The sequence below is a fragment of the Virgibacillus sp. MG-45 genome, assembly GCF_036409425.1.
GTDB lineage: Bacteria > Bacillota > Bacilli > Bacillales > Amphibacillaceae > LDC-1.
The window spans coordinates 145,806-167,232 of sequence record NZ_JAXOFU010000003.1; the positions used below are offsets into that span (position 1 = coordinate 145,806).

General features: G+C 38.8%; 17 protein-coding genes. 3 read left to right on the plus strand and 14 right to left on the minus strand.

Annotation, left to right across the window (positions count from 1 at the left end):
• Window positions 1-229: 229 nt before the first annotated feature.
• Window positions 230-1,945 carry an ABC transporter ATP-binding protein gene (locus tag SPK86_RS04785; RefSeq protein WP_330948781.1) on the minus strand — a complete coding sequence of 572 codons (1,716 nt, stop codon included), beginning with the start codon at window positions 1,943-1,945 and terminating at the stop codon, window positions 230-232.
• Between the two features lie 292 nt (window positions 1,946-2,237).
• Between SPK86_RS04785 and SPK86_RS04790 the strand changes: the two genes are divergently transcribed.
• On the plus strand, window positions 2,238-2,612 hold the full coding sequence (locus tag SPK86_RS04790; protein WP_330948782.1) for a DoxX family protein: 375 nt from the start codon (window positions 2,238-2,240) through the stop codon (window positions 2,610-2,612).
• Window positions 2,613-2,862: 250 nt separating this feature from the next.
• Here the strand turns inward: SPK86_RS04790 and SPK86_RS04795 are convergent, their stop codons facing one another.
• The 12 genes from SPK86_RS04795 to SPK86_RS04850 all read right to left on the minus strand — a co-directional run bounded on the left by SPK86_RS04795 (window position 2,863) and on the right by SPK86_RS04850 (window position 18,708).
• A complete protein-coding gene (locus tag SPK86_RS04795; RefSeq protein WP_284140634.1) occupies window positions 2,863-4,068 on the minus strand; it encodes a S1C family serine protease in 1,206 nt (401 codons plus the stop codon).
• 91 nt (window positions 4,069-4,159) lie between these two features.
• Complete coding sequence (locus tag SPK86_RS04800) at window positions 4,160-4,945, minus strand: MBL fold metallo-hydrolase (protein ID WP_284140635.1); 786 nt, start codon at window positions 4,943-4,945, stop codon at window positions 4,160-4,162.
• Window positions 4,942-5,871 carry a two-component system regulatory protein YycI gene (locus tag SPK86_RS04805; protein WP_284140636.1) on the minus strand — a complete coding sequence of 310 codons (930 nt, stop codon included), beginning with the start codon at window positions 5,869-5,871 and terminating at the stop codon, window positions 4,942-4,944. Before SPK86_RS04805 ends, SPK86_RS04800 begins: the two co-directional genes overlap by 4 nt.
• A 2-nt stretch (window positions 5,872-5,873) precedes the next feature.
• On the minus strand, window positions 5,874-7,181 hold the full coding sequence (locus SPK86_RS04810; RefSeq protein WP_284140637.1) for a YycH family regulatory protein: 1,308 nt from the start codon (window positions 7,179-7,181) through the stop codon (window positions 5,874-5,876).
• Window positions 7,178-9,013: a cell wall metabolism sensor histidine kinase WalK gene (walK, locus tag SPK86_RS04815; protein WP_284140638.1), complete on the minus strand. Its 1,836-nt coding sequence runs from the start codon at window positions 9,011-9,013 to the stop codon at window positions 7,178-7,180. Before walK ends, SPK86_RS04810 begins: the two co-directional genes overlap by 4 nt.
• 5 nt (window positions 9,014-9,018) lie before the next feature.
• Window positions 9,019-9,723, minus strand: coding sequence for a response regulator YycF (gene yycF / locus SPK86_RS04820; protein ID WP_284140639.1), 705 nt, complete (start codon window positions 9,721-9,723; stop codon window positions 9,019-9,021).
• A gap of 242 nt (window positions 9,724-9,965) precedes the next feature.
• The gene (locus SPK86_RS04825) at window positions 9,966-11,453 is read right to left on the minus strand and encodes a M23 family metallopeptidase (RefSeq protein ID WP_330948783.1); all 1,488 of its coding nucleotides are present in this window, start codon (window positions 11,451-11,453) and stop codon (window positions 9,966-9,968) included.
• A gap of 814 nt (window positions 11,454-12,267) precedes the next feature.
• Window positions 12,268-13,554, minus strand: a complete 1,287-nt coding sequence (locus SPK86_RS04830; RefSeq protein ID WP_330948784.1) for an adenylosuccinate synthase — start codon at window positions 13,552-13,554, stop codon at window positions 12,268-12,270.
• A gap of 288 nt (window positions 13,555-13,842) precedes the next feature.
• Window positions 13,843-15,216, minus strand: coding sequence for a replicative DNA helicase (gene dnaB / locus SPK86_RS04835; protein ID WP_330948785.1), 1,374 nt, complete (start codon window positions 15,214-15,216; stop codon window positions 13,843-13,845).
• 55 nt (window positions 15,217-15,271) lie between these two features.
• The gene (gene rplI, locus SPK86_RS04840) at window positions 15,272-15,718 is read right to left on the minus strand and encodes a 50S ribosomal protein L9 (protein ID WP_284140643.1); all 447 of its coding nucleotides are present in this window, start codon (window positions 15,716-15,718) and stop codon (window positions 15,272-15,274) included.
• Window positions 15,715-17,688, minus strand: coding sequence for a DHH family phosphoesterase (locus SPK86_RS04845; protein ID WP_284140644.1), 1,974 nt, complete (start codon window positions 17,686-17,688; stop codon window positions 15,715-15,717). The genes rplI and SPK86_RS04845 overlap by 4 nt, the downstream gene beginning before the upstream one ends.
• 78 nt (window positions 17,689-17,766) lie before the next feature.
• Window positions 17,767-18,708: a YybS family protein gene (locus SPK86_RS04850; protein WP_330948786.1), complete on the minus strand. Its 942-nt coding sequence runs from the start codon at window positions 18,706-18,708 to the stop codon at window positions 17,767-17,769.
• Window positions 18,709-19,042: 334 nt separating this feature from the next.
• On the opposite strand from SPK86_RS04850, the gene SPK86_RS04855 reads away from it, so the two are divergent.
• A complete protein-coding gene (locus SPK86_RS04855; protein WP_284140646.1) occupies window positions 19,043-19,534 on the plus strand; it encodes a DUF1189 family protein in 492 nt (163 codons plus the stop codon).
• A 65-nt stretch (window positions 19,535-19,599) separates the two neighbouring features.
• Here SPK86_RS04855 and SPK86_RS04860 read toward each other — a convergent pair whose 3' ends face one another.
• The gene (locus SPK86_RS04860) at window positions 19,600-20,520 is read right to left on the minus strand and encodes a helix-turn-helix transcriptional regulator (RefSeq protein WP_330948787.1); all 921 of its coding nucleotides are present in this window, start codon (window positions 20,518-20,520) and stop codon (window positions 19,600-19,602) included.
• Window positions 20,521-20,642: 122 nt separating this feature from the next.
• Here SPK86_RS04860 and modA point away from each other — a divergent pair, with 122 nt between their 5' ends.
• Entirely contained in the window at window positions 20,643-21,422 is a 780-nt protein-coding gene (modA, locus tag SPK86_RS04865) for a molybdate ABC transporter substrate-binding protein (RefSeq protein ID WP_330948788.1), read from the plus strand.
• The last annotated feature ends 5 nt before the right edge of the window (window positions 21,423-21,427 follow it).

Consider the following 21,427-nt stretch of genomic DNA (forward strand, 5'->3'; position numbering starts at 1 on the left):
AAAAATAAAGCTGAACGAATAATTGATGAATGTACTTTTAATTTAACATTTAATATAAATAAATTTATCGAGCAGTTGAAATGGGTGAGACTCCCACGGGAACAGCGCGAGCCGAAAATCCACTCGGAAAAGTGTACTTCTTTTCCGAGTTAGTTGAGGCCGTGCCCGGGGAAAGCGAACCCATTTTCAATCTGCGATGATGCTCACAATTTCTTTGCCGTAATTCCAGCTACATCATTTGTACATGATGCAAATGAGCGAATATCCCATTCTTCTTTAATAAATCCGCATGATTTCCTTCTTCTTCAATACCATTTTTCGTCACAACCATAATGCGATCCGCATTTTTAATTGTTGCTAACCGGTGGGCAACAACAATCGTAGTCCGATCCTTCGAAAGCTCTGTTAATGCTTGCTGAATTTGCATTTCTGTTTCTGTATCCAGGGCAGAGGTTGCCTCATCTAAAATAAGGATTGGTGGATTTTTTAAAAACATACGTGCAATTGCGATACGTTGTTTTTGCCCGCCCGAAAGCTTTAATCCGCGCTCCCCAACCTGTGTTTCATAACCATCAGGAAGCCCTTGAATAAATTCTTCTAAATGCGCCTGTTTCGCCGCTTGCTTAATTTCTGCATCGGTTGCATCAAGCTTTCCATAGGCAATGTTTTCTCTTAGTGTCCCAGTAAATAAAAATACATCCTGCTGGACAATACCAATTTGCTTGCGTAATGATTCCTTCGTCATATCGCGTATGTCGATTCCATCAATCGTAATTTGACCACTATCGACATCGTAAAAGCGTGGAATTAAAGCAGAAATAGTTGTTTTACCCGCACCAGACGGACCAACTAATGCTACCGTTTCTCCTGCTTGAATATGAAAGCTCATCGCCTTTAATACCGGACCCTGTGTTTTTTCATAGCCAAAGGTAACTTTATGAAAGGAAATATGGCCTTGGAGCGTGTCCACCTTTTGGGCATGCTTTCGATCGACGACATCTGGTGCGATATCAAGCAGCTCCGTGAATCGGCGAAAGCCAGCCATTCCTTTTGGATAAAGCTCTAGGAGTGCACTTATTTTTTCGATTGGTTTAAATAATACGTTCGTAAACAAGACAAAGCTAACAAGCTCGCCGTACGTTAATTGATCATGGAACGTTAACCAAGCTCCATAGACGAGTACAACTAGTACCATAAGGCGCATCATCATATAAATATTCGAGCTAACAAAGGCCATGACACGATATGCGCTTACCTTCGCTTTACGGAAATTATAATTATCCTTTGTAAAACGTTTCATTTCAAAGGCTTCATTTGTAAACGATTGAACAACGCGCACCCCAGACACTGCGTCCTCAACGCGTCCATTCACTTCCGCAATTTCCTCATACATGGATTTCCATGCTTTGTTCATCTTGATATTGCTATAGGAAATTAAGGCAATTAAAATCGGCACGATTACTAAGATGATCAGCGAAAGCTGAAAATTAATATTGAACATGAGTAAAAAGGCCCCGACAAACGTCATAATCGCAATAAAAAAGTCTTCAGGTCCGTGATGGGCAAGCTCGCCAATATCGAATAAGTCATTTGTGATTCGGCTCATTATGTGGCCGGTTTTTGTATTATCAAAGAAACGGAACGACTGCTTTTGTACATGCTGAAAGAGCTCTTGGCGCATATCGGTTTCAATGTTCACACCGAGCTTATGTCCTAAATAGGTAACAACGTATTGCAGCACCGTACTTACTAAATAGACAAATAGTAACAGTACACTAACTAAAATAATTAAACTCCAGTCATTTCCCGGCAGGAGCTTGTCGATAAATCGTTGCACGGCAACTGGAAAGGCGAGCTCTAGTAACGCGACAATAACAGCACTGGTAAAGTCTATGATAAAAAGACGCCGATGCGGCTTGTAATAAGAAAAAAAACGTTTAATCATTGCTGCACTTCCTTCTGTGTTCATTCATTATTGCTATTTTAGCTATACTCTCCATTTTTGGAAAGTATAAAGAAAATTATAAGTGTGAAAAGAAGGATTAGCAATAAAATCGCCTAGCGCACTTTTGAAACGCTTTTTTGGTGTTAATCAAGCTTCAAATAATTTGAATGTAGCCTTTATAGACAAATCTCATAAAACTTCCAACCGTACATTTATTCATTTCATAAAGCAGCTTGTCAAGATTGTCCATAACGCGGCATACAATAGAAAAAACAAGGATGGGAGGAATGAAATGAATATCCACATATCGATGTATCGTTGGATTGGCTATGCTGTTGGCTATGTTTTTATAACGTCCGGTGTTATGAAATTACTTGCAGCCGATTTTAAAGGTATATTTAGTAGCTTAGCTATTCCTTTTCCAGTCGAAAGCTTATTTATACTTGCCTTAATTGAAATTGCCTGTGGAGCGCTCATTGTGAGTAACCTTTATGTAAAGCAAGCTAGTATCCCGCTTATTTTCGTTATGCTTGGTGCGTTATATATAACGAAGCTACCGCTTCTCCTTGAAAAAGGCATTGTTTCATTTGCGTTCGAAGCACGGCTAGACATCGTCATGCTGATGTTGCTCCTTGTGCTTTGGCGCAATTCTCCTGGACGTATATAAAGTTTTTCTCATCATTTTGATACGAGGTAATGATTTCAGTTATGCACAAAGTTATCCACATATGCACAAATGTTCGCTGTTATTTTGTGTTCGAACATACGTTTGATACTAAATATAGATTTTGCTCTTTTTTTATCCCCATATTGTGCATAAGTAGCCCAAAAATGTGGATAAAGCTGTTAGAATGGTCAAATTCCTTTGTCTTCATCCACAAAAAAGCCACCGTTTCCGAAGAAATGGTGGCTCATTGTTATTCTTGTCTTCCTAATGTTAAGCTTGTTGTCTTTTTCTTGCCATCTCGATAATACGTCACATCAACTTTGTCGCCGACCTTTTTCTCATGGTATAAGATTTTACGAAGGTCAATCATATTCATTATTTGCTTCCCGTCTAGCTCGGTAATAACATCTAAACGCTGAAGTCCTGCTTGATCTGCTGGCGAAAGTCGTTCAATACTCCAAATATAAACGCCACCTTCTACCTCTTTCGGTAGTTTTAGTGTACTTTCCCATTCGTTTTGCGGTACTTCCTCTAAAGAATAAATCTCTACACCTAAGTATGGTCTCGTGACCTTTCCTGTTTTTTCAAGCTCATCAATAATTGGTCGAGCCGAATCAATTGGGATGGAGAAGCCGATTCCTTCCACTGCTGTTTGATTTATTTTCATCGAGTTAATCCCAATAAGCTGGCCTTGGATATTGATTAATGCACCACCACTATTCCCAGGATTAATCGCCGCATCTGTTTGAATAACCTCGGCTTGCCAATCGGCACGTCCATCCTGATTAAAATCCTGTGGGATCGTTCGCTGTGTTCCACTAATGATACCTTCTGTAACTGAGCCTGCAAACATATGTCCTAACGGATTTCCAATCGCAATAGCTGGCTCTCCTACCTTTACATTATCCGAGGATCCTAATTCAATTGCTTTTTCAATTTGTTTGCCATCCACGCGTAATACAGCTAAATCGGAAAATAAATCGCCACCTAAAAGCTCTGCCTTTAAGTTCGTATCGTCAAACAACACGATTTCTAGTTCATCTGCTCCTTCGATTACGTGGTAATTTGTAACGATGTATGCTTTTCCATTATTTTTTTTGTAAATGACACCTGAACCTGTTCCCGCTTCCATTCCATCGCCTTGTTGCTCCCAGAAGTTGGACTGCCGTTGAATATTGGTAACCCCTACAACGGTAGGTGCTACTTCACCTACGACTTTTGTTATTTGCGTAGAAACGTCTACCTTTACAGTATTTTGGATGCCAGCATTATTCGACTCGCGATTGATTTCCGCTGTTTCCTGATTCGTATCAGAACGATTCATATCAAGCACTTCAGGGCGTGCAATTATAACGAGTAAAATACCAATAATGATACCTAAAAAGACTGGAGCAATCCAACCGCGTTTTTTCCGACGATGTGGATTGGGTGGATAATGATCGTCGTAATACCCCATTAAATCATCCCCTCAAAAATTTCTGTCACACGATCCATTCATCATGTAAATCTGTATATAGTATTACCCATAACCGATAAACTATAAAACATTATCCTACTTCATAAAGGGTTGTTGCTTGTTGTGGGTCTGTATCATGAAGCTCTATCTCAATTCCCCGCTCCTGAAGCACGTTATCGACGGACATCCGAGCTAAATCTTTCATATTATTATCTTGACTTAAATGGGCCAAATAAATACGCTTTGTACGATTAGATATAATATCAGATAGGGCAAGTCCGCAATCTTCGTTAGATACGTGGCCTGAGTCGCCTAAAATACGTCGTTTCACATTCCAAGGATAGCGTCCCATTCGCAGCATTTCCACATCGTGATTTGCTTCAAAGATATAGGCGTCCGCATCGGAAACGGTTTTCTTAATCCGATCTGAAACATAGCCTAAATCAGTTACAATGGCCACCTTGCTGCCATTATGATGAAACACGTAAAACATCGGCTCTGCAGCATCATGGGAAACACCAAAGGATTCCACATCCATGTCGCCAAATGTTTTCACGGTTTCCATATCAAAGATAAACTTCTGATCTAGCGAAAGCTTGCCGATTGAATGCTCCATTGCTTTCCATGTCTTTTCATTCGCATAAATAGGTAGGTTATACTTGCGCGCGACAATGCCAAGCCCTTTAATATGGTCACTATGCTCATGGGTTACGAGGATACCGTTCAACTGAGACGGATCAACCTCTACTTGTGAAAACAAACGATCCATCTGTTTCCCGCTTAGTCCTGCATCAACGAGCAGCCTTGTCTTATTTGATTCGATATAAAATGCATTGCCGGAACTTCCGGATGCCAGTACACTAAATCGTAACGTCATTCTGTCTCACTCCGTCTAATACTTTCCAGTCTTGTTTCTAGCTGGGCTGTTACACTTTCTCTTACTTCCTTTTTATCTTCTTGAATCATGTGCACCTTCAACAAATTCGCTTGTAATGTTTCATCCAGAAACTCTACAACGTTCCCTGCAGAAATATCCGCTTCGATGGCACTGACGAAATAACAATTGTCATCATTTACAACGATTCTCCAGCTCGGTAGAAATACTTGCACGCCATTAGGTAATGGAACGGTCGTATGAAAACCAAGATCAACCTTTGTTATTTCATCACCAGAGTATAATTGGTTATTATTATATAGCTTTTCAATTGCGGTGATTGGCATTATCGCTTTCTTTTTTTCTCCCGTTTCCACGGTATCTCCAAGCATTGCTTGTGTGTAAGAAACCATTTCATTGTTATTGTTTAAATAAATGAGTAATATGCCATTTTGGTTTAAATAAACAGGACGATTGTTTTTCGTTTGATAGAAAAGCAATACATTCAACTCTTTGTTCCATTCTCCAAATACATACTCACTCGGATAAATAATGTTCCGCTTCACAACCTCGGTAATATTTTCCTCTGTAAATGGCTGTGGCATTGGAATCGGTTTTTTAAATGCCGCTACAATAAATTGATCTTTGATCACATCAACCGTTTGGTTTGGTAATTGTGCTAGATCTTTTTTATCCTTTTCCGAAAAGGTTTTCTGTTTTAAGGAAATGAATGCTTCATCTGGCTGTTCTTCAGGAAGCATACTGATTTTAATATTTTCTTCCTTTAACGTCTCATCAAATGTTGGATCCTGGAGCTTAATTAACGCTAAATCCGCTGCTTCTTGTTTATTCATATATTGCACAATTAAATAAATATCTAATACGAGAAAGCAGAGGATAAATAGTGTTTTTATTTGGTTCCATTGCATCCTCAGCTCACCCCTCTATTTTGCAGCATATCTTCTTGGATAATTTCTTTCCAATCTCCATTATAGTTCATATACCAAGCTGGCTCTAGGGTCAATGTCATAAAATTCGTGTTATGAAACCGGAGTGTATAACCAATCCGAATATCCTCAATTTGTTTAACGTCAATGTTTTTATTTTCTTTGATGCTTGTTATTACTTCATCTGCAGAAGGCAGCTCAACGGGGTCGCCTCCAAAGGAATTATTTATACTAAACAACGGACGCTGATATTGAAAAATATCTTGGTCCCGCCACTGCTGTTCAATCTCTGTCAAATTACTATTATTAAAAACAGGATAGCCTTCGTAATACATCAAATATCGAATGAGGTTTTTAGACGTATCGATGTATTGCAAATTATAATCATCTGTCCACCCTTTATATTCATTGATATTGTTCATACTTTTCACAATCAGATCAATTGGACCCATTCGAATAAAATCTTTGTTATTCTTCGGGTTTGTAAATTCCATATATCTCCGCTCTTGAACAATACGCATTTGACGGCTTCCATCTGTATAAAGCTTTAAATCACTATTCCACGTAACCGAAGTAAACGGGTTGTTAAACAGTGCATTCACTAAGTTTTTCGGATCTGTTTGCGAAGCCGATAACGTCAGCATCGTTACTTCTTCTGGATACTTCGGAATGTAAATTGGATTTCTTGCTCCTTCAACTAGAACATATTGCTCTAATCCTTCTAACTGGTTCATATACTTCCACATCGTATCAAACTTCGTTGCATTATTAACAATTGCCGTTGCTTCATTTCTACCATCAACACTAACGAAATGAATCGTCATAAGTGATTTTTCCCGATTAAAGGTAATGTACATCCGTTCAAACGACCAGTTTGGTAGCTCATTAATATCCTCATTAAAATTAAATAAACTATTAATAAGCTTCATCGGCAATTGCACTGGGAACTGAATTTCCACCTGATACTTCTCGTCCATAGGAGCAGCGTTTTCGCGTAGGCGAAAATCATACATCATCCATGTTTGCATATCCTGATAAATCGAATGCTCTATCTTAGGACTCTCAAATCCATAAAACACACCTTGGCGATGGAAAATAATATTGCTTGGCTCAATCAATTGCTTTACTTTCTGATCCTTCCCATTTAGATAAAACTCGTCTTCCCCTAAATAGCTTGATTTTAAATCAAGCGAATCAAAGTTAGGTTGAAAGCTCCAAATATTAAAGGTGAGTAGCAGGCTTAAGCCAACTAATATAACTAATACATAGGTTTTTACAACTTCAAGCCTCATCTACTCCCTCTCCTCTTTTGACTGAGTAGTGGAAGTGTAAAGAGAATCGTTGTCCCTTTACCCTCTCTGCTTCTAGCCCATATTTTCCCATCATGTGCTTCGACAATATCCTTAGATATTGCTAAGCCAAGCCCTGTACCACCTAATTTTCTCGTCCGTGCTTTGTCAGCGCGATAAAAGCGCTCAAATATTTTATCTACTTTATCATATGGTATTCCCATTCCCTCATCCTCAATACTAACGAGGAGGTGCTGTTTCTGTCTAACCACTTTAAAGCGAATCGTGCCACCCTCTGGTGAATACTTGATCGCATTAGAAATAATATTATCGAGCACCTGGGTCATTTTATCTTTATCAATCCATACAAAATATTTTCCAGCTGGAAGCTCTCTTTGCAGGGTGATATGCTCTGGGTTATTCATTTGAAAACGATCGATTACACTATGAAAATAAACAATAAATTCTGTACGTTCTTTCTCCACAGTGAAATCCGTACTATCCATTTTGGAAAGCTGCAGCAAATCATTAACCATGCGAATCATCCGCTCGGTTTCATTTTGGGCAACCTCTAAAAAACGTGGAGCGATTTCTTTATCTTGCCAAGCTCCATCGGTTAGTGCTTCAATATAGCTTCTCATTGTCGTTAATGGCGTACGAAGCTCATGGGAGACGTTAGAAACAAATTCACGTCGTTCCTGCTCCATTTTTTCCTGCTCTGTTACATCACTAAGCACGGTAATAAATCCGGTAACCCGATCTTCATCATCGGTAACGGTTGAAAAGTTCGCTCGAATTAAAAAGTCATTTTCCCCATCGCCATAATCGATAATTAAAGAACCACTATCATGAAGATTCGAAATATCAAAGTTGCTTTGATCTAAATGTAAAACATCGAGCAAAAAAGCGCCTTGAATATCTTCTGGGTCTTTACCAATTAAAATACCAGCAGACTCATTCATTAACGTGATGGCGCCAGTTGCATCTGTTGCAATAACCCCATCCGACATATTCGAAAGCACAGAGCTAAGCTTCCGCTGCTCCTCTTCAATGGTGGCATAGGAATGCTTTAATCGATCATTCATATTATTAAAGGTAATCGCGAGCTGCCCAATTTCATCGGTTGCATAAACATTCACCTTTTGTGAGAAATCACCGCGCGCCATTGTTTGTGCTTGGCGACGCATTTCTTTGATAGGCTTTGTAATCGTACGTGCAACAAGCACACCAAGAAAGGCAGAAACAACAATTGCCAAAACAGAAGCTTTTGAGAAGATCTCATTGATTTCTTGCATCTGATCGTAAATACCTTCCATTGATGCTTGTACATACACAACACCCGCAATCGACCGATCCTCGTAATAAACTGGAACGGCTTGTACGAATACACGATTTTCAGTAATTGGATCATAGGCTTGCTGTGGCGCTGATTTTGCTTCTTGCTTAAGTGCAGAGATAACCAAAGGCATCGTCGTAATCTTGTTAATTACCTCTTCATTTAGCGTATCATTTGTTCCTAATACACGTCCTTGACTATTTACAACCTCTAGCTTCGTAATATCGTCTGTTTTTATATCGGAAATCATTTTTTGAATATCTTCTTTTAATTTGGACTCCTCTTCTTCTTCTGAGCGATCCTTTTCAAAAGCCTGTTCCAAATTATAGCTAAGCAAGTCAATTCGTTCTGTTAGACTACTCTCAAAGTTGGAGGTTAGTTCTTTTTCTAGCTTGCCTGCAAAATAAGAACCAATGACTTGAATCGCGACAAGGAGCAGTAGAATATAAATAATAATGAACTTCAGCTGTATCGAGCGAAAAAAGCCTACTTTATGCATAAAACCTACTCCTGATCAGGATTTCGTAAATAATAGCCTACCCCACGACGGGTAACAATCCATGTTGGATTACTTGGATTTTCTTCAATCTTTTCACGAAGACGACGAACGGTAACATCAACCGTACGAACGTCGCCAAAATAATCATAGCCCCAAACAGTTTCTAATAAATGCTCTCGCGTCATTACTTGACCAATATGACGCGCTAAATAGTGAAGCAGTTCAAATTCTCGATGAGTTAGCTCAATTTCTTCTCCACTTCTCGTAACCGTATAGGCATCTGGATGAATGACTAGTGTTCCGATTTCAATATCCTTATTCGCTTTCCCTGCGTCCTCTGGTGCATGCTGTAAGCGTCGTAAATTTGCCTTTACACGGGCAATAAGCTCCCGATTACTAAAAGGCTTTGTAACGTAGTCATCGGCTCCAAGCTCAAGCCCTAGCACCTTATCAATTTCGGAGTCCTTTGCAGTTAGCATAATAATTGGCATCGTTTGTGTTTTACGAATTTCACGACAGACTTCATTTCCATCCTTATTTGGAAGCATAATATCTAATAAGACGAGGTCTGGCTTTTCTTTTTCAGCAAGCTCAATAGCTTCATCTCCATCATAGGCACAGACAACCTGGTAGCCTTCTTTTTCTAAATTAAAACGTAGAATATCAGCAATTGGCTGTTCATCATCAACAACTAAAATTTTCTGTGGCATATTCTTCATCATCCTTTTCTTCGTTATCAAAACGACTTTATTATTTATCAGTTTTGCTCGTATACTATTCGTTAAGGATCATCTGCCTTGCGTCTATTTTAACGTACTTTTATCGAAAAGTCTTTTATTCACGATATTAAACCTATCGGCAAACGTTAAAATCAGAGCAAGCGCATGAATAGAAAAAAGACTAACTCATTATCTTGCTTCTGTCATGAGTCAGCCTTTGAAGCTTTTATTCATTATTGAATGTAGTTTAATGGATTTTGTAAGGCACCATTTTTATATACTTCAAAGTGTAAATGCACACCAGTTGAATTCCCTGTTGATCCCATTACACCTATTTTCATTCCTTTTTGTACCGTTTGACCAGCTCGAACACTGATGGAAGCCATGTGGGCGTATATCGTTTTTAATCCATTGTTATGGTTAATGACGATTTTGTTTCCATAGCCACCATTATCATATCCTGCCGAGACAACTACCCCATTATCAGCAGCTAAGATAGAACGGTTACTTGGACGAGCAATGTCGATCCCTTTATGCATGCTTCCCCAGCGATAGCCAGATTTACTTGAAATATAGCCACCAACTGTTGGCCATTGCATATTCCCAGTGCCACGAGACGAAATTACCTTCGTTCCTTTAATAACGACTTTCTTTACTGGCTCATCAATAACGTTTTCCTCTAAAACTTCTTTGTTTTTAATGTTGCCATTAACTTCCTCAATCGCATAGTGAACGACTTTTTTACCGTCTTTTCCTTCTTGCTTTACTTTTTCATCACCTTTGAACATATCTTCCGATTCCTTTACCTCTGTTTCAAAGGCAACCTTTTCTTCAACGATATGCTCTTTTTTAAGCACAACGTGAACAAATGGCTTATATTCTGTTACTTGCAGTTCTTGTCCAATTTGTAACACTGTATCTTCATCTATCGATGGGTTGAGCTCAAGTAGTTTTTTTGTTGTAAGGTCATATTTTCCTGCAATGGATCCAAGCACTTCACCTGAATCTACTTTGTGAACCTGCTCTGTCAGCGTGCCCTTCTCAAGCATTTTCATTCCTTGCTTTTCTGTTAGAATCTGATCAACAGACACTTTTTGCTCGGATAACGAAACCTCTTTTGATAAAGAAACATCCTTTATAATTGCGTCTCCTACTTCAATTTCGGTTTCTTTGTTTGGCTGCTCAACAATTGCGATGCCTGAATCATCTACTTTTAGCTCCTGTGATTGCTTTGCTGCTTCGAGCTTGTCCAAGATAGCTTGGTCAACATACTTTGCTTTGTACGCAGTTAAAAGCTGTTGTGCGTCCTTTTCACTATTAAAATAACCTACGACATCATCACCGAGCTTTAATTCAATCGCTAATGCTTTAACCGTTAGCTTCTCATTTAAATCACGGAGGACTTTATCGTTATCAAAGGAAGGACGAAATACTTTTTCAGGTATGTATGTAATCTCTTCCCCAATTGTTAGTGATAGGTCTTTATTCGTCTGCTGTGCTGTTTCAACCTTCTGATCAACGAATGATTGAACAACTTCTTTGTTATCAATTTTTCCGACATAATCATCATTCACATAAACGTGATACACCGTTTGTAGCTCTTGATCATCATCTGCAGCTACCGGCATGGCAAATGCAAATGAAAACAGAAATACAGCTGCAATCATAAAACGATGTATATACTTATTTTTGTCCATTTTGCTCGTACCTTTCGACTTCACTTGGTATAGCCCCCTGACAAAACCAAATCTTCTCTAAATCTATTTTTCTATGTAATTAATCCACTACTAATCTACCATAGGAGTAATAGATAATTGAATAACTCTAGGTAAAATGTAATCTAAATGTATCATTTATTACATTTTTTTACTTTTTATAGGGCTGTTGGGTGAATATTAACGTGAAAACTGTTGAAAAAGGGTGTGTTTTACCATTTTTTAGCATTTATTTTACAAAATAATTACATTGGTGGGTATACGGTTGTTTAAGGTAGGATTAAATCGGGTATAGAAGCAGTTAAATTGCACACTGCGGTTGGATTAAGAGGAGTTCATAACCAAATCGACCATGGACTAAAAATGATGCGACAGGGCCAAAGAATTTTTGTTAAAGGAAAGCCAAATGAAATCGGTTAGTTATTATAGTACTTCATGTTGATCTGGGATAGTTGAAATAGGAGAGACTCCTTGAAAAAGAAAAGCACTTTTTCTGCGTGCGATGTGTCGCTGCCGAAGCGTTCCTAGTCCAGCGGGAAAACTAACAGGGGAACGCAGACTAAAACCGCTACATCCTGTGGCAACGTCTGCGCTAGTACGTCCTGTACGTCGAAAAAAACACTCGGAAAAGCGTATTTTCTTTTCCGAGTTAGTTGAGGCCGTGCCGTGGCAAAGAAGACACTGCGAAGTCTTTTTGAGCAGCTGTCGCGCTTGTGCCTGTGTTGAAAGCGATCCTATTTTAAACTACAATGCAATTTTCGGATTCTCCACCGGAGGCTACTGTTTCCTCCTTCCAGCCCTATCATCATTCTAAAAAAGCTTAGGCATATACACTGCGAACAACATTTGTTTGTGTACGATCTGGTCCTACAGAGAAAATCGATAACGGAATTTCAGTAAGCTGCGAAATCCGCTCGATATAATGGCGCGCATTGTCAGGTAAATCATGGAGATTTTTGATCCCCGTAATATCTTCTGTCCAGCCTGGCATTTCTTCATACACTGGCTCACACTCAGCCAATACAGCAAGGCTCGCTGGAAATTCCTTCATGATTTCCCCTTTATAGCGATATGCTACACAAATTTTTAATGTCTCTATTCCAGTTAGTACATCGACCGAGTTCAGCGATAAATCTGTAATTCCACTCACTCGGCGTGCATGACGAACAACCACACTATCAAACCAGCCAACACGACGTGGTCTTCCAGTTGTTGTGCCATATTCACGTCCGACTTCTCGGATTTGGTCGCCTATTTCATCATGAAGCTCCGTTGGGAATGGGCCATCTCCTACACGCGTCGTATACGCTTTGGATACACCAACAACATGGTTTATTTTTGTCGGTCCTACTCCTGCTCCAATCGTTACGCCTCCAGCAATTGGATTGGATGATGTTACAAATGGATACGTACCTTGGTCAATATCAAGCATTACACCCTGTGCCCCTTCAAACAACACACGACGGCCTTCGTCTAAGGCATCATTTAATACAACGGATGTATCACAAACATACTGCTTCATTTGTTGTCCATATGCATAATATTCTTCGAAAATATCTTCTACATGGATTGGATCTGTATTATACAGCTTTGTAAACTGACGATTTTTTTCGTTTAGATTCTGCTCTAGCTTCGCACGGAATACATCTTTATCAAGAAGATCTGCCATACGAATGCCTACACGAGCCGCTTTATCCATATAGGCTGGGCCGATTCCTTTTTTTGTCGTCCCAATTTTATTCGTACCCTTTTCTTCCTCTTGTAAAATATCTAATTTTAAATGATATGGCAAAATAACATGTGCACGATTACTAATTCGCAAATTATCAGTTGAAACCTGATGCTCATGTAAATAAGCGATTTCTTCAAGAAACGCTTTTGGATCAATTACCATTCCATTTCCAAGCACACACGTTTTTTCTTTATAAAATATTCCTGATGGGATTAAATGCAGTTTATAGGTGATGCCATCAAACTTGATTGTATGACCGGCATTATTGCCTCCTTGATAACGAGCAACAACCTCTGCATTCTGAGATAAAAAATCGGTTATTTTCCCTTTTCCTTCGTCTCCCCACTGGGTTCCAACAACTACTACTGAGGACATGACGCACCTCCACTAAGTTTGTATTTCTTATGTTATTTGTGCATTACAGAAGTAATTTTAGCAGTATTTTTAAGGATAGTCAATCTAAACACGAACCATTACAATATTAATATATTTAATGTTCGTAATTACCGAACATTAAATATCTATTCTTACCTTTCTTTATCTCTCCGTATTATTCCTTTTTTTAGAACAAACATGCATACTCGTACTTCCGCATTCACCACATTGCTTTCCACCAAAAAAACGGCTCTCCCATTGCTTTTAAAAAACAATGAAAGATGCCGTTTATGCATGAACTGGTTCTGGTGGAATATCACTTTGATCATACCTGTGATCTAAATCTACGAATTTATTATATTCTTTCACAAAAGCAAGTTCGACAGTTCCAACTGGACCATTACGTTGCTTTGCTAAAATGATTTCGATAATATTCTGCTTCTCGGACTCTTTATCATAATAGTCATCACGATAAAGGAACCCTACAATATCCGCATCCTGCTCAATACTTCCTGATTCACGTAGGTCAGACATCATCGGGCGCTTATCTTGGCGTTGTTCCACGCCACGTGAAAGCTGGGAAAGTGCAATAAGTGGCACATTCAATTCACGAGCCAGTCCTTTTAAGGAACGAGAGATTTCCGAGACTTCCTGCTGACGGTTATCTCGTGAGCCAGCACTTCCTTGGATAAGCTGTAAATAATCAATTAAAATCATGCCAAGTCCATGCTCCTGCTTTAATCGTCGACATTTTGAACGAATCTCACTTACACGAATACCTGGCGTATCATCAATATAGATTCCTGCATTAGAGAGAGAGCCCATCGCCATCGTAAGCTTTCCCCAATCCTCAGACTCTAATTGTCCATTTCTTAATCGTTGCGCATCAATGTTTCCTTCTGCACAAAGCATACGTTGCACAAGCTGTTCTGCTCCCATTTCCAGACTAAATATCGCAACGTTCTCGTCTGTATTAACAGCTACGTTTTGGGCGATATTCAATGCAAATGCGGTTTTACCCACTGATGGACGGGCCGCAATAATAATTAAATCGTTTCGTTGGAAACCGGATGTAATTCGATCTAAATCACGGTAGCCAGTTGGGATTCCGGTTACATCCTCTTTCCGATTGTGTAGCATTTCAATATTATCGTACACATTAATCAAAACATCTTTAATCGCTTTAAATGCGCCGGAATTCTTGCGACCGGAAACTTCTAAAATACTTTTCTCCGCATCATTTAAAACATCGTCCACTTCATCTTCTTTATCATAGGAAGTGGTTACAATATCGGTTGCGGTACGTATTAATCGACGTAGTAACGCTTTTTCTTCGATAATCTTACAGTAATAACTAATATTAGCGGCTGTTGGCACACTTCCAGCTACTTCTGTTAGATAGGAAACACCACCAACCTCATCTAATAGTTTACTATCCTTTAATGCTGTCGTTACTGTAATTACATCAATTGGCTCACCATGGTCGGAAAGCTTCATCATCGTTTCAAAGATACGTTGATGCCCAGCACGATAAAAATCATCCGGCATTAATATTTCAGATGCCGTAGAGAATGCCTCAGGCTCCAGAAAGATTGCTCCGATAACCGATTGTTCAGCTTCAATACTATGTGGTGGTATTCGTTCATTCCATTGATCACTCAAAGCCTTTTCCTCCTTCACCTAAGACAAAGCATCCTTGTTTGACGCTACGAAAAGATTATTGTTCCACAACATGTACTTTAACAGAACCAGATACTTCTGGATGTAGTTTTACTGGTACAACTGTATATCCTAACGAACGAATTGGTTGTTCAAGTTCTATTTTACGCTTATCAATTTGGTAACCGTGCTCTTTCTTTAATACATCTGCAATTTGCTTACTCGTAATGGAACCGAATAAGCGACCGCCTTCGCCAGATTTTGCTTTCATTTCAACCGTTAACGCTGCTAGCTTATCTTTTAGATTTATTGCTTCTTCTTTTTCTTCTTGTTCAAGCTGATCTTGTTTTTTCTTTTGTGCATCTAGCCCTTTTAAGTTACCAGGCGTTGCTTCAACAGCCATGTTGTTCTTCAACAAATAATTACGTGCATAGCCGTCTGACACATTCTTTACTTCACCTTTTTTTCCTTTTCCTTTCACGTCTTTCACAAAAATTACTTTCATTCTGATTCTCTCCCTTCATCATACGCTTCCAGCATATCCTTCAACAGTTCTTCTGCATCATCTACTGTTGTATCCTCTAATTGTGTCGCGGCATTTGTTAAATGACCGCCACCATTCATTTTTTCCATTATTACTTGCACATTAATGGCTCCGAGTGAACGTGCACTAATCCCTATCCTTCCGTCCTTTCGTTCTGAAATAACGAAGGAAGCACTTATGCCACTCATCGTTAAGAGTGTATCAGCTGTTTGTGCAATCAATACAGGATCATATATTTCACCTGGATTTGCCTTTGCAATCGCAATATGATCGCGGAATATTCTCGCACGCTCCACTAGCTTACTACGTTTTACATAACGATCTAAGTCCTCTTTCATCAATTGCTGCACGAGTACCGTGTCAGCACCTTTTGATCGTAAATAAGAGGCAGCATCAAACGTACGTGAGCCGGTTCGTAATGTAAAGCTTTTCGTATCTACTATAATACCAGCTAATAATGCCGTTGCCTCTAGCATCTTTAGCTTCGGACCTTTTGGTTGGTATTCCAGCAACTCGGTTACGAGCTCTGCTGTTGATGAGGCATATGGCTCCATGTACACTAACGTTGGATTTTCAATAAAGTCCTCTGCCCGACGATGGTGATCAATAACAACTTTATATTCTGTTTTATTTAATAAGCGTTCATCCACAACCATCGATGGTTTATGCGTATCGACAACAACAACAAGGCTATTCGATGATACAAGCTCTTCCGCTTCATTCGGATCGATAAAATGCTGCCACAGCTCTTCATCTTCTTTGATTGCTTTTACTAACCGGTGAACACCTGTATCAATATCATCTGGATCAAAAACAATATATCCTTTCACCTGATTGCGCTTCGCAATGTTCAATATGCCAATTGCTGCACCTAGGGCATCCATGTCTGGAGATTTATGTCCCATAATAATGACGTTATCACTTGCTTTCACAAGCTCCTTCATCGCATGAGAAATGACCCTTGCTCTTACTCTTGTGCGTTTTTCCATTGGATTCGTCTTACCACCGTAAAAGCGAACCTTACCGGAATCATCTTTAATGGCAACCTGATCACCGCCACGTCCTAAAGCAAGATCAAGACTTGATTGGGCATTTGCTCCAAGTGCTGGCAATGTTTTTTTACCTAATCCTATCCCAATACTAATCGTCAATGGTATATTTTGTTCACTCGTTATTTCCCGTACCGTATCTAATATATGAAATTTCGATTGTTCAAGCTGGTTAAGAATTTCATTCGTACCGACTGCTAGAAAGCGATCCTGCGATGTTCGCTTTAAGTAAAGTCCATACTGCTGTGACCATTCATTAAGTACTGCAGTTACTTCTGAATTCAATTGACTCTTTATCGCATCATCCATGTTTTGCGTGATTTCATCGTAATTATCTAGGAAAATAATCGCTAAAATTGTTTGATCATTTTGGTACAATGTCTCCATTTCAGCTTGCTTTGTGCGATCAAAAAAGTAAAGAAGTCGTTCTTCTTTCTTGATTGTTGTTTGAAATTCGACTTGTTCCAGCCGTACCCACACTTCTTCGTTATCTTCCTTAATAGCAGGAATTAAAGCCTCAGAAATCTCATTTAGTGATTTTCCAACAATCGAGTCTTCTTCCCAAAATTGATTCATATATGAATTCGTCCACTCCACCTTATAATCCTCACTAAAAAGAATGATACCAATGGGCATTTCTAGCAATGCCTCTTCACCAACCTTTTTCAGGCGATAGGACAAGGTGGAAATGTATTTTTCCGTTTCTGTTATAATCATTCGTTCGGTACGAATGCTATTATAAAAGGACGCAGCTAACAATAAAGTCATTACAATACCAAGCATCCATTGGTAATACCAAATCACACCAAGCAATAAAAAGGACAACAAATAAATTATCCATAAATGTCTGCCAAGTGCGGGCTTCTTTTGTAAATTCGGCATAGAAATTCAGCTCCTACTACTCATCACCTTTTCACGTTAAAGGAATGGATCAATTGAAAGGTGACAAGGCCTATTTTTCTACTTCTTTGAAACCCGTTCCCTTAAACGGAATCCTATGTCAATTATACCTAAGATTCGAACCAAAGGAAGTAGAATGAAAGGGATGATCACGATAAAAACAATTAGCAAAATAGGGATTGCTTTCGTTAGTTTTTTCTCGTGTGCATAGAAAAAAACAAAGGAAAGACCTTGAATAACCATGAAAAATCCAGCTAGCATTAATACGTTTTGAACACCTAGGAATAAGATTCCGTTCGGATCAGGCTGAAAAAATGAAACAATCATGGCAACAAAGTATATCCACACGATTGCTACTGGAAAACGTAGCATGCGAAATGGTGGAAATTGATAGGTCTTCTTTTCTATCCGATTAATTAATTTATAGCTTAACCATTGACTAACCAATGCAAATAACATCGACATGACAACAAACATGACCGGGATTAAGTTCTTTACCATTAAGAACTGCTGCTCTAATAATTCTATTTGGCCTTCTATTTGATCCTCGACTCCAAGCTGCTGCATCATATCTCTACTCATTTGCATCGATTGCTGGATCATATTATCAAACTCTGCAGTGAAATTGATTTGGAATACGATTTGACTAAATAAAAAGGAAAACAACATACCGATAACAAAGCCAACTGTTCCTCGAGCCCAGGCCTCGTATGGACTAGCGCGGTGATGCATGGCAGTACCAATCATAATTCCCCCCGCTGCAGCTAACAGCGTAATGGGAATCGAGATGACGGTCGCAAAAAGCATCGTAATTACTGCGGCTGCGACAAACATGAGTAAGCTTGGCTTCCAATCATATCGGTAAGAAAAAATGATAAATGGAATTGGTAGTAAAAACACCGCTATTACTGAGAAAAATGAAAAGTACCACCATAAAAGCATAAGCACTACGAAAATAGCTGTTAATAGGGCACCATCTGTTATTTTTTTCGATTGATTCATTATTTGCACCTCGTTCAATATCGCGAAGACAGGAATAAATATTGGTCTATTTTTTCATCCGCCTATTTTTTCTCTCTAGAGAAAGGGATATTTTTTTATTTCATTCTAATATGATAACATGATTTTCATCGAATTTGGAAAGAGAACGAATGGAAACATGGATTTACAGATATTTCGGAAAGAAGGTTGAGTGGTTTAGGTTGGGGAAAAGCGCTATTTCTACTTGAAATGAAGCATTCGGTTCAGCATAAGCCGCTTTTTTACACGTTTCAGTCTTTCATCTATTATAATAGAGTTGGTTGACTAGATGAATACATATTAAAGGATGAAGATAATGATTTTTTGGACGATGTTCACACAAAGCTTACGACTTCCTAATAAACAAGCTGTTTTTCGTTTAAATCGAACAGGTATGGATATCACGGTCTTTTATATGTTTATACTGCTTGGTTTTGTATCCGTTCCAACACTGATTGACGTTTTAACCGAAACAAATGGAATGACCGCAAATATGAATATATTATTTCGACTAATCTACTTTTTTATTTTTTCTTATTTGCCGTTAACCATTGTCATTTTTATATTACTATCCCTCCTCGCCTATATTGCAACAGGAATTGCTCACCTTATGAAAAGGAAGCTTAAATTTTCGATATTATGGAAAATGAGTGCATATACCACAACAATTCCATTTTTATTCTATACAGTAGCAGCCACTTTTTTTTCGGTGCACGATATGATTATTATTCTATTTATTGTGTATTCTCTCGTTTTGTTAATCAAGATCATTTCCATCTACCCAAAACGGAAGAAACATGCATCATAATGACTGTTGTTTATTCATATGAAAAGAAATCGGTTAATATTTCCGATTTCTTTTCATATCCAGCTTTATTGCTCCCAAATGATATCTCCAATGCCTGCGGTTTGATAGCCTAATGATGCCAGCTTTTTCTGAAATTGCTTGCTCGTTAAGATTTCCTTTAAATGATTAATTAATGCGTTATTTTGTGCTGTTTTCAAAACAACTAAATCATAGCTTTCCTCGACCATGGGGACAAAGTCGATTCCAGCTACCTTTGCCACGGTTTCAATGCCAACACCAACATCAGCCGATCCATTTGCAATCATCGAGGCAACGTTTAGATGACTCGATTGTTCGTTCGAATAGCCTGCAACCGCTTGTTTATTAATATGATGTAAGCGAAATTTCTCATCTAATAACACTCTAGCTCCTGCACCAGGCTCGCGATTCACCATAACAATATTCGGCTTTTTTAAATCTGCCCACGCATAAATTTCCTTTGGATTTCCTGCCGCTACGTATAATCCGGCCGTTCGCTTAATAAATCGAAAAACAATAAATGATTGGCTCACTAACAGCTTGCGGACATAAGGAATATTATATTTACCGGTATCTCCATCAAACAAATGAGCGCTTGCAATTGCTACCTTTCCTTCATACATTGCGATTAGTCCGTCCAAACTTCCTTTATGCGTACGAAGTGGACGAATGGAAGCTGATTTGTTCTCCAGCTCCTGTGCTAATATATCTAAACTATTGTCTTGACCACTAATAACAACCGCTTGTTCTGATCCAGCTTCTATTCTGCTTTCTGCCTGTACAGGCGCAGAAACACCTTGCTGTCCTCTTCGTTTATAGTGCTCCAGCTCCATGGCATCTACACGCATTTGCCGACCCACACGGAATGCCTGAAGCTCTCCTTTTTTAATCAAATCATATACGGTTAGCTTTGATACCTTTAATAGACGTGCAATTTCTTCTGTCGTATAAGACTCATTTTGCGACACGAGCAATCACCTCACTCTTTCCTTTATTTAGTTTATCATTTACTTTACAACTAAATCTACTTATAATTAGTTATAAGTAATTATAATTAGTTATATCTACTTATATTTAATGGAGGCTAATCATGAAAAAGACACAGTTATTCACTTTACTTTTTATCGCAGTTACTATTTTCTTAGCTGGTTGCAGTAATGACAAGCAGGATGAAGCCGAAAAGAAAACAGAATTAACGATTTCTGCAGCAATTAGTCTGACCGATGCATTAGCAGAAATAAAAGATACATATGAAAAAGAAAATAATGTAGCGCTTGTTTTTAATCTCGGCGGTTCTGGTAAATTGGCACAGCAAATTGAGCAAGGCGCTCCAACAGACATTTTTATTTCTGCGAATCAGGATTGGATGGACAAGCTTGAAAGCGAGAATTTTATTTTAAAGGATACACGGGCTGACATTACCGGTAACAAAATTGTTTTGATTACTGGAGATGATTCCAAGCTCGAATATAAGGCATTTGCAGACATAAATGCAAAGGATGTAGCGAAAATCGCGATTGGGAATCCTGAAAGTGTTCCTGCTGGAAAATATGCGCAGCAAGCATTGCAGCAATTAGAAAAATGGAGTACGCTTGAGAAACAATTAGTGCTTGCCAAGGATGTACGGCAAGTATTAACGTATGTAGAAACAGGAAACACCGATATCGGATTCGTTTATGAAAGTGATGCACTTGTATCAGACAAAATTAAAGTACTGGCAGCAGCAAAAGCTGGGATGCATGACCCGATTATTTATCCAGGTGCGGTAGTCGCTGATACAAAACATGAGAAGGAAGCTAAAAAGTTTCTCACCTTTCTAGAAAGTGATGAAGCACAGAAAATTTTAAATAACTATGGATTCCGTAAATAAACCTA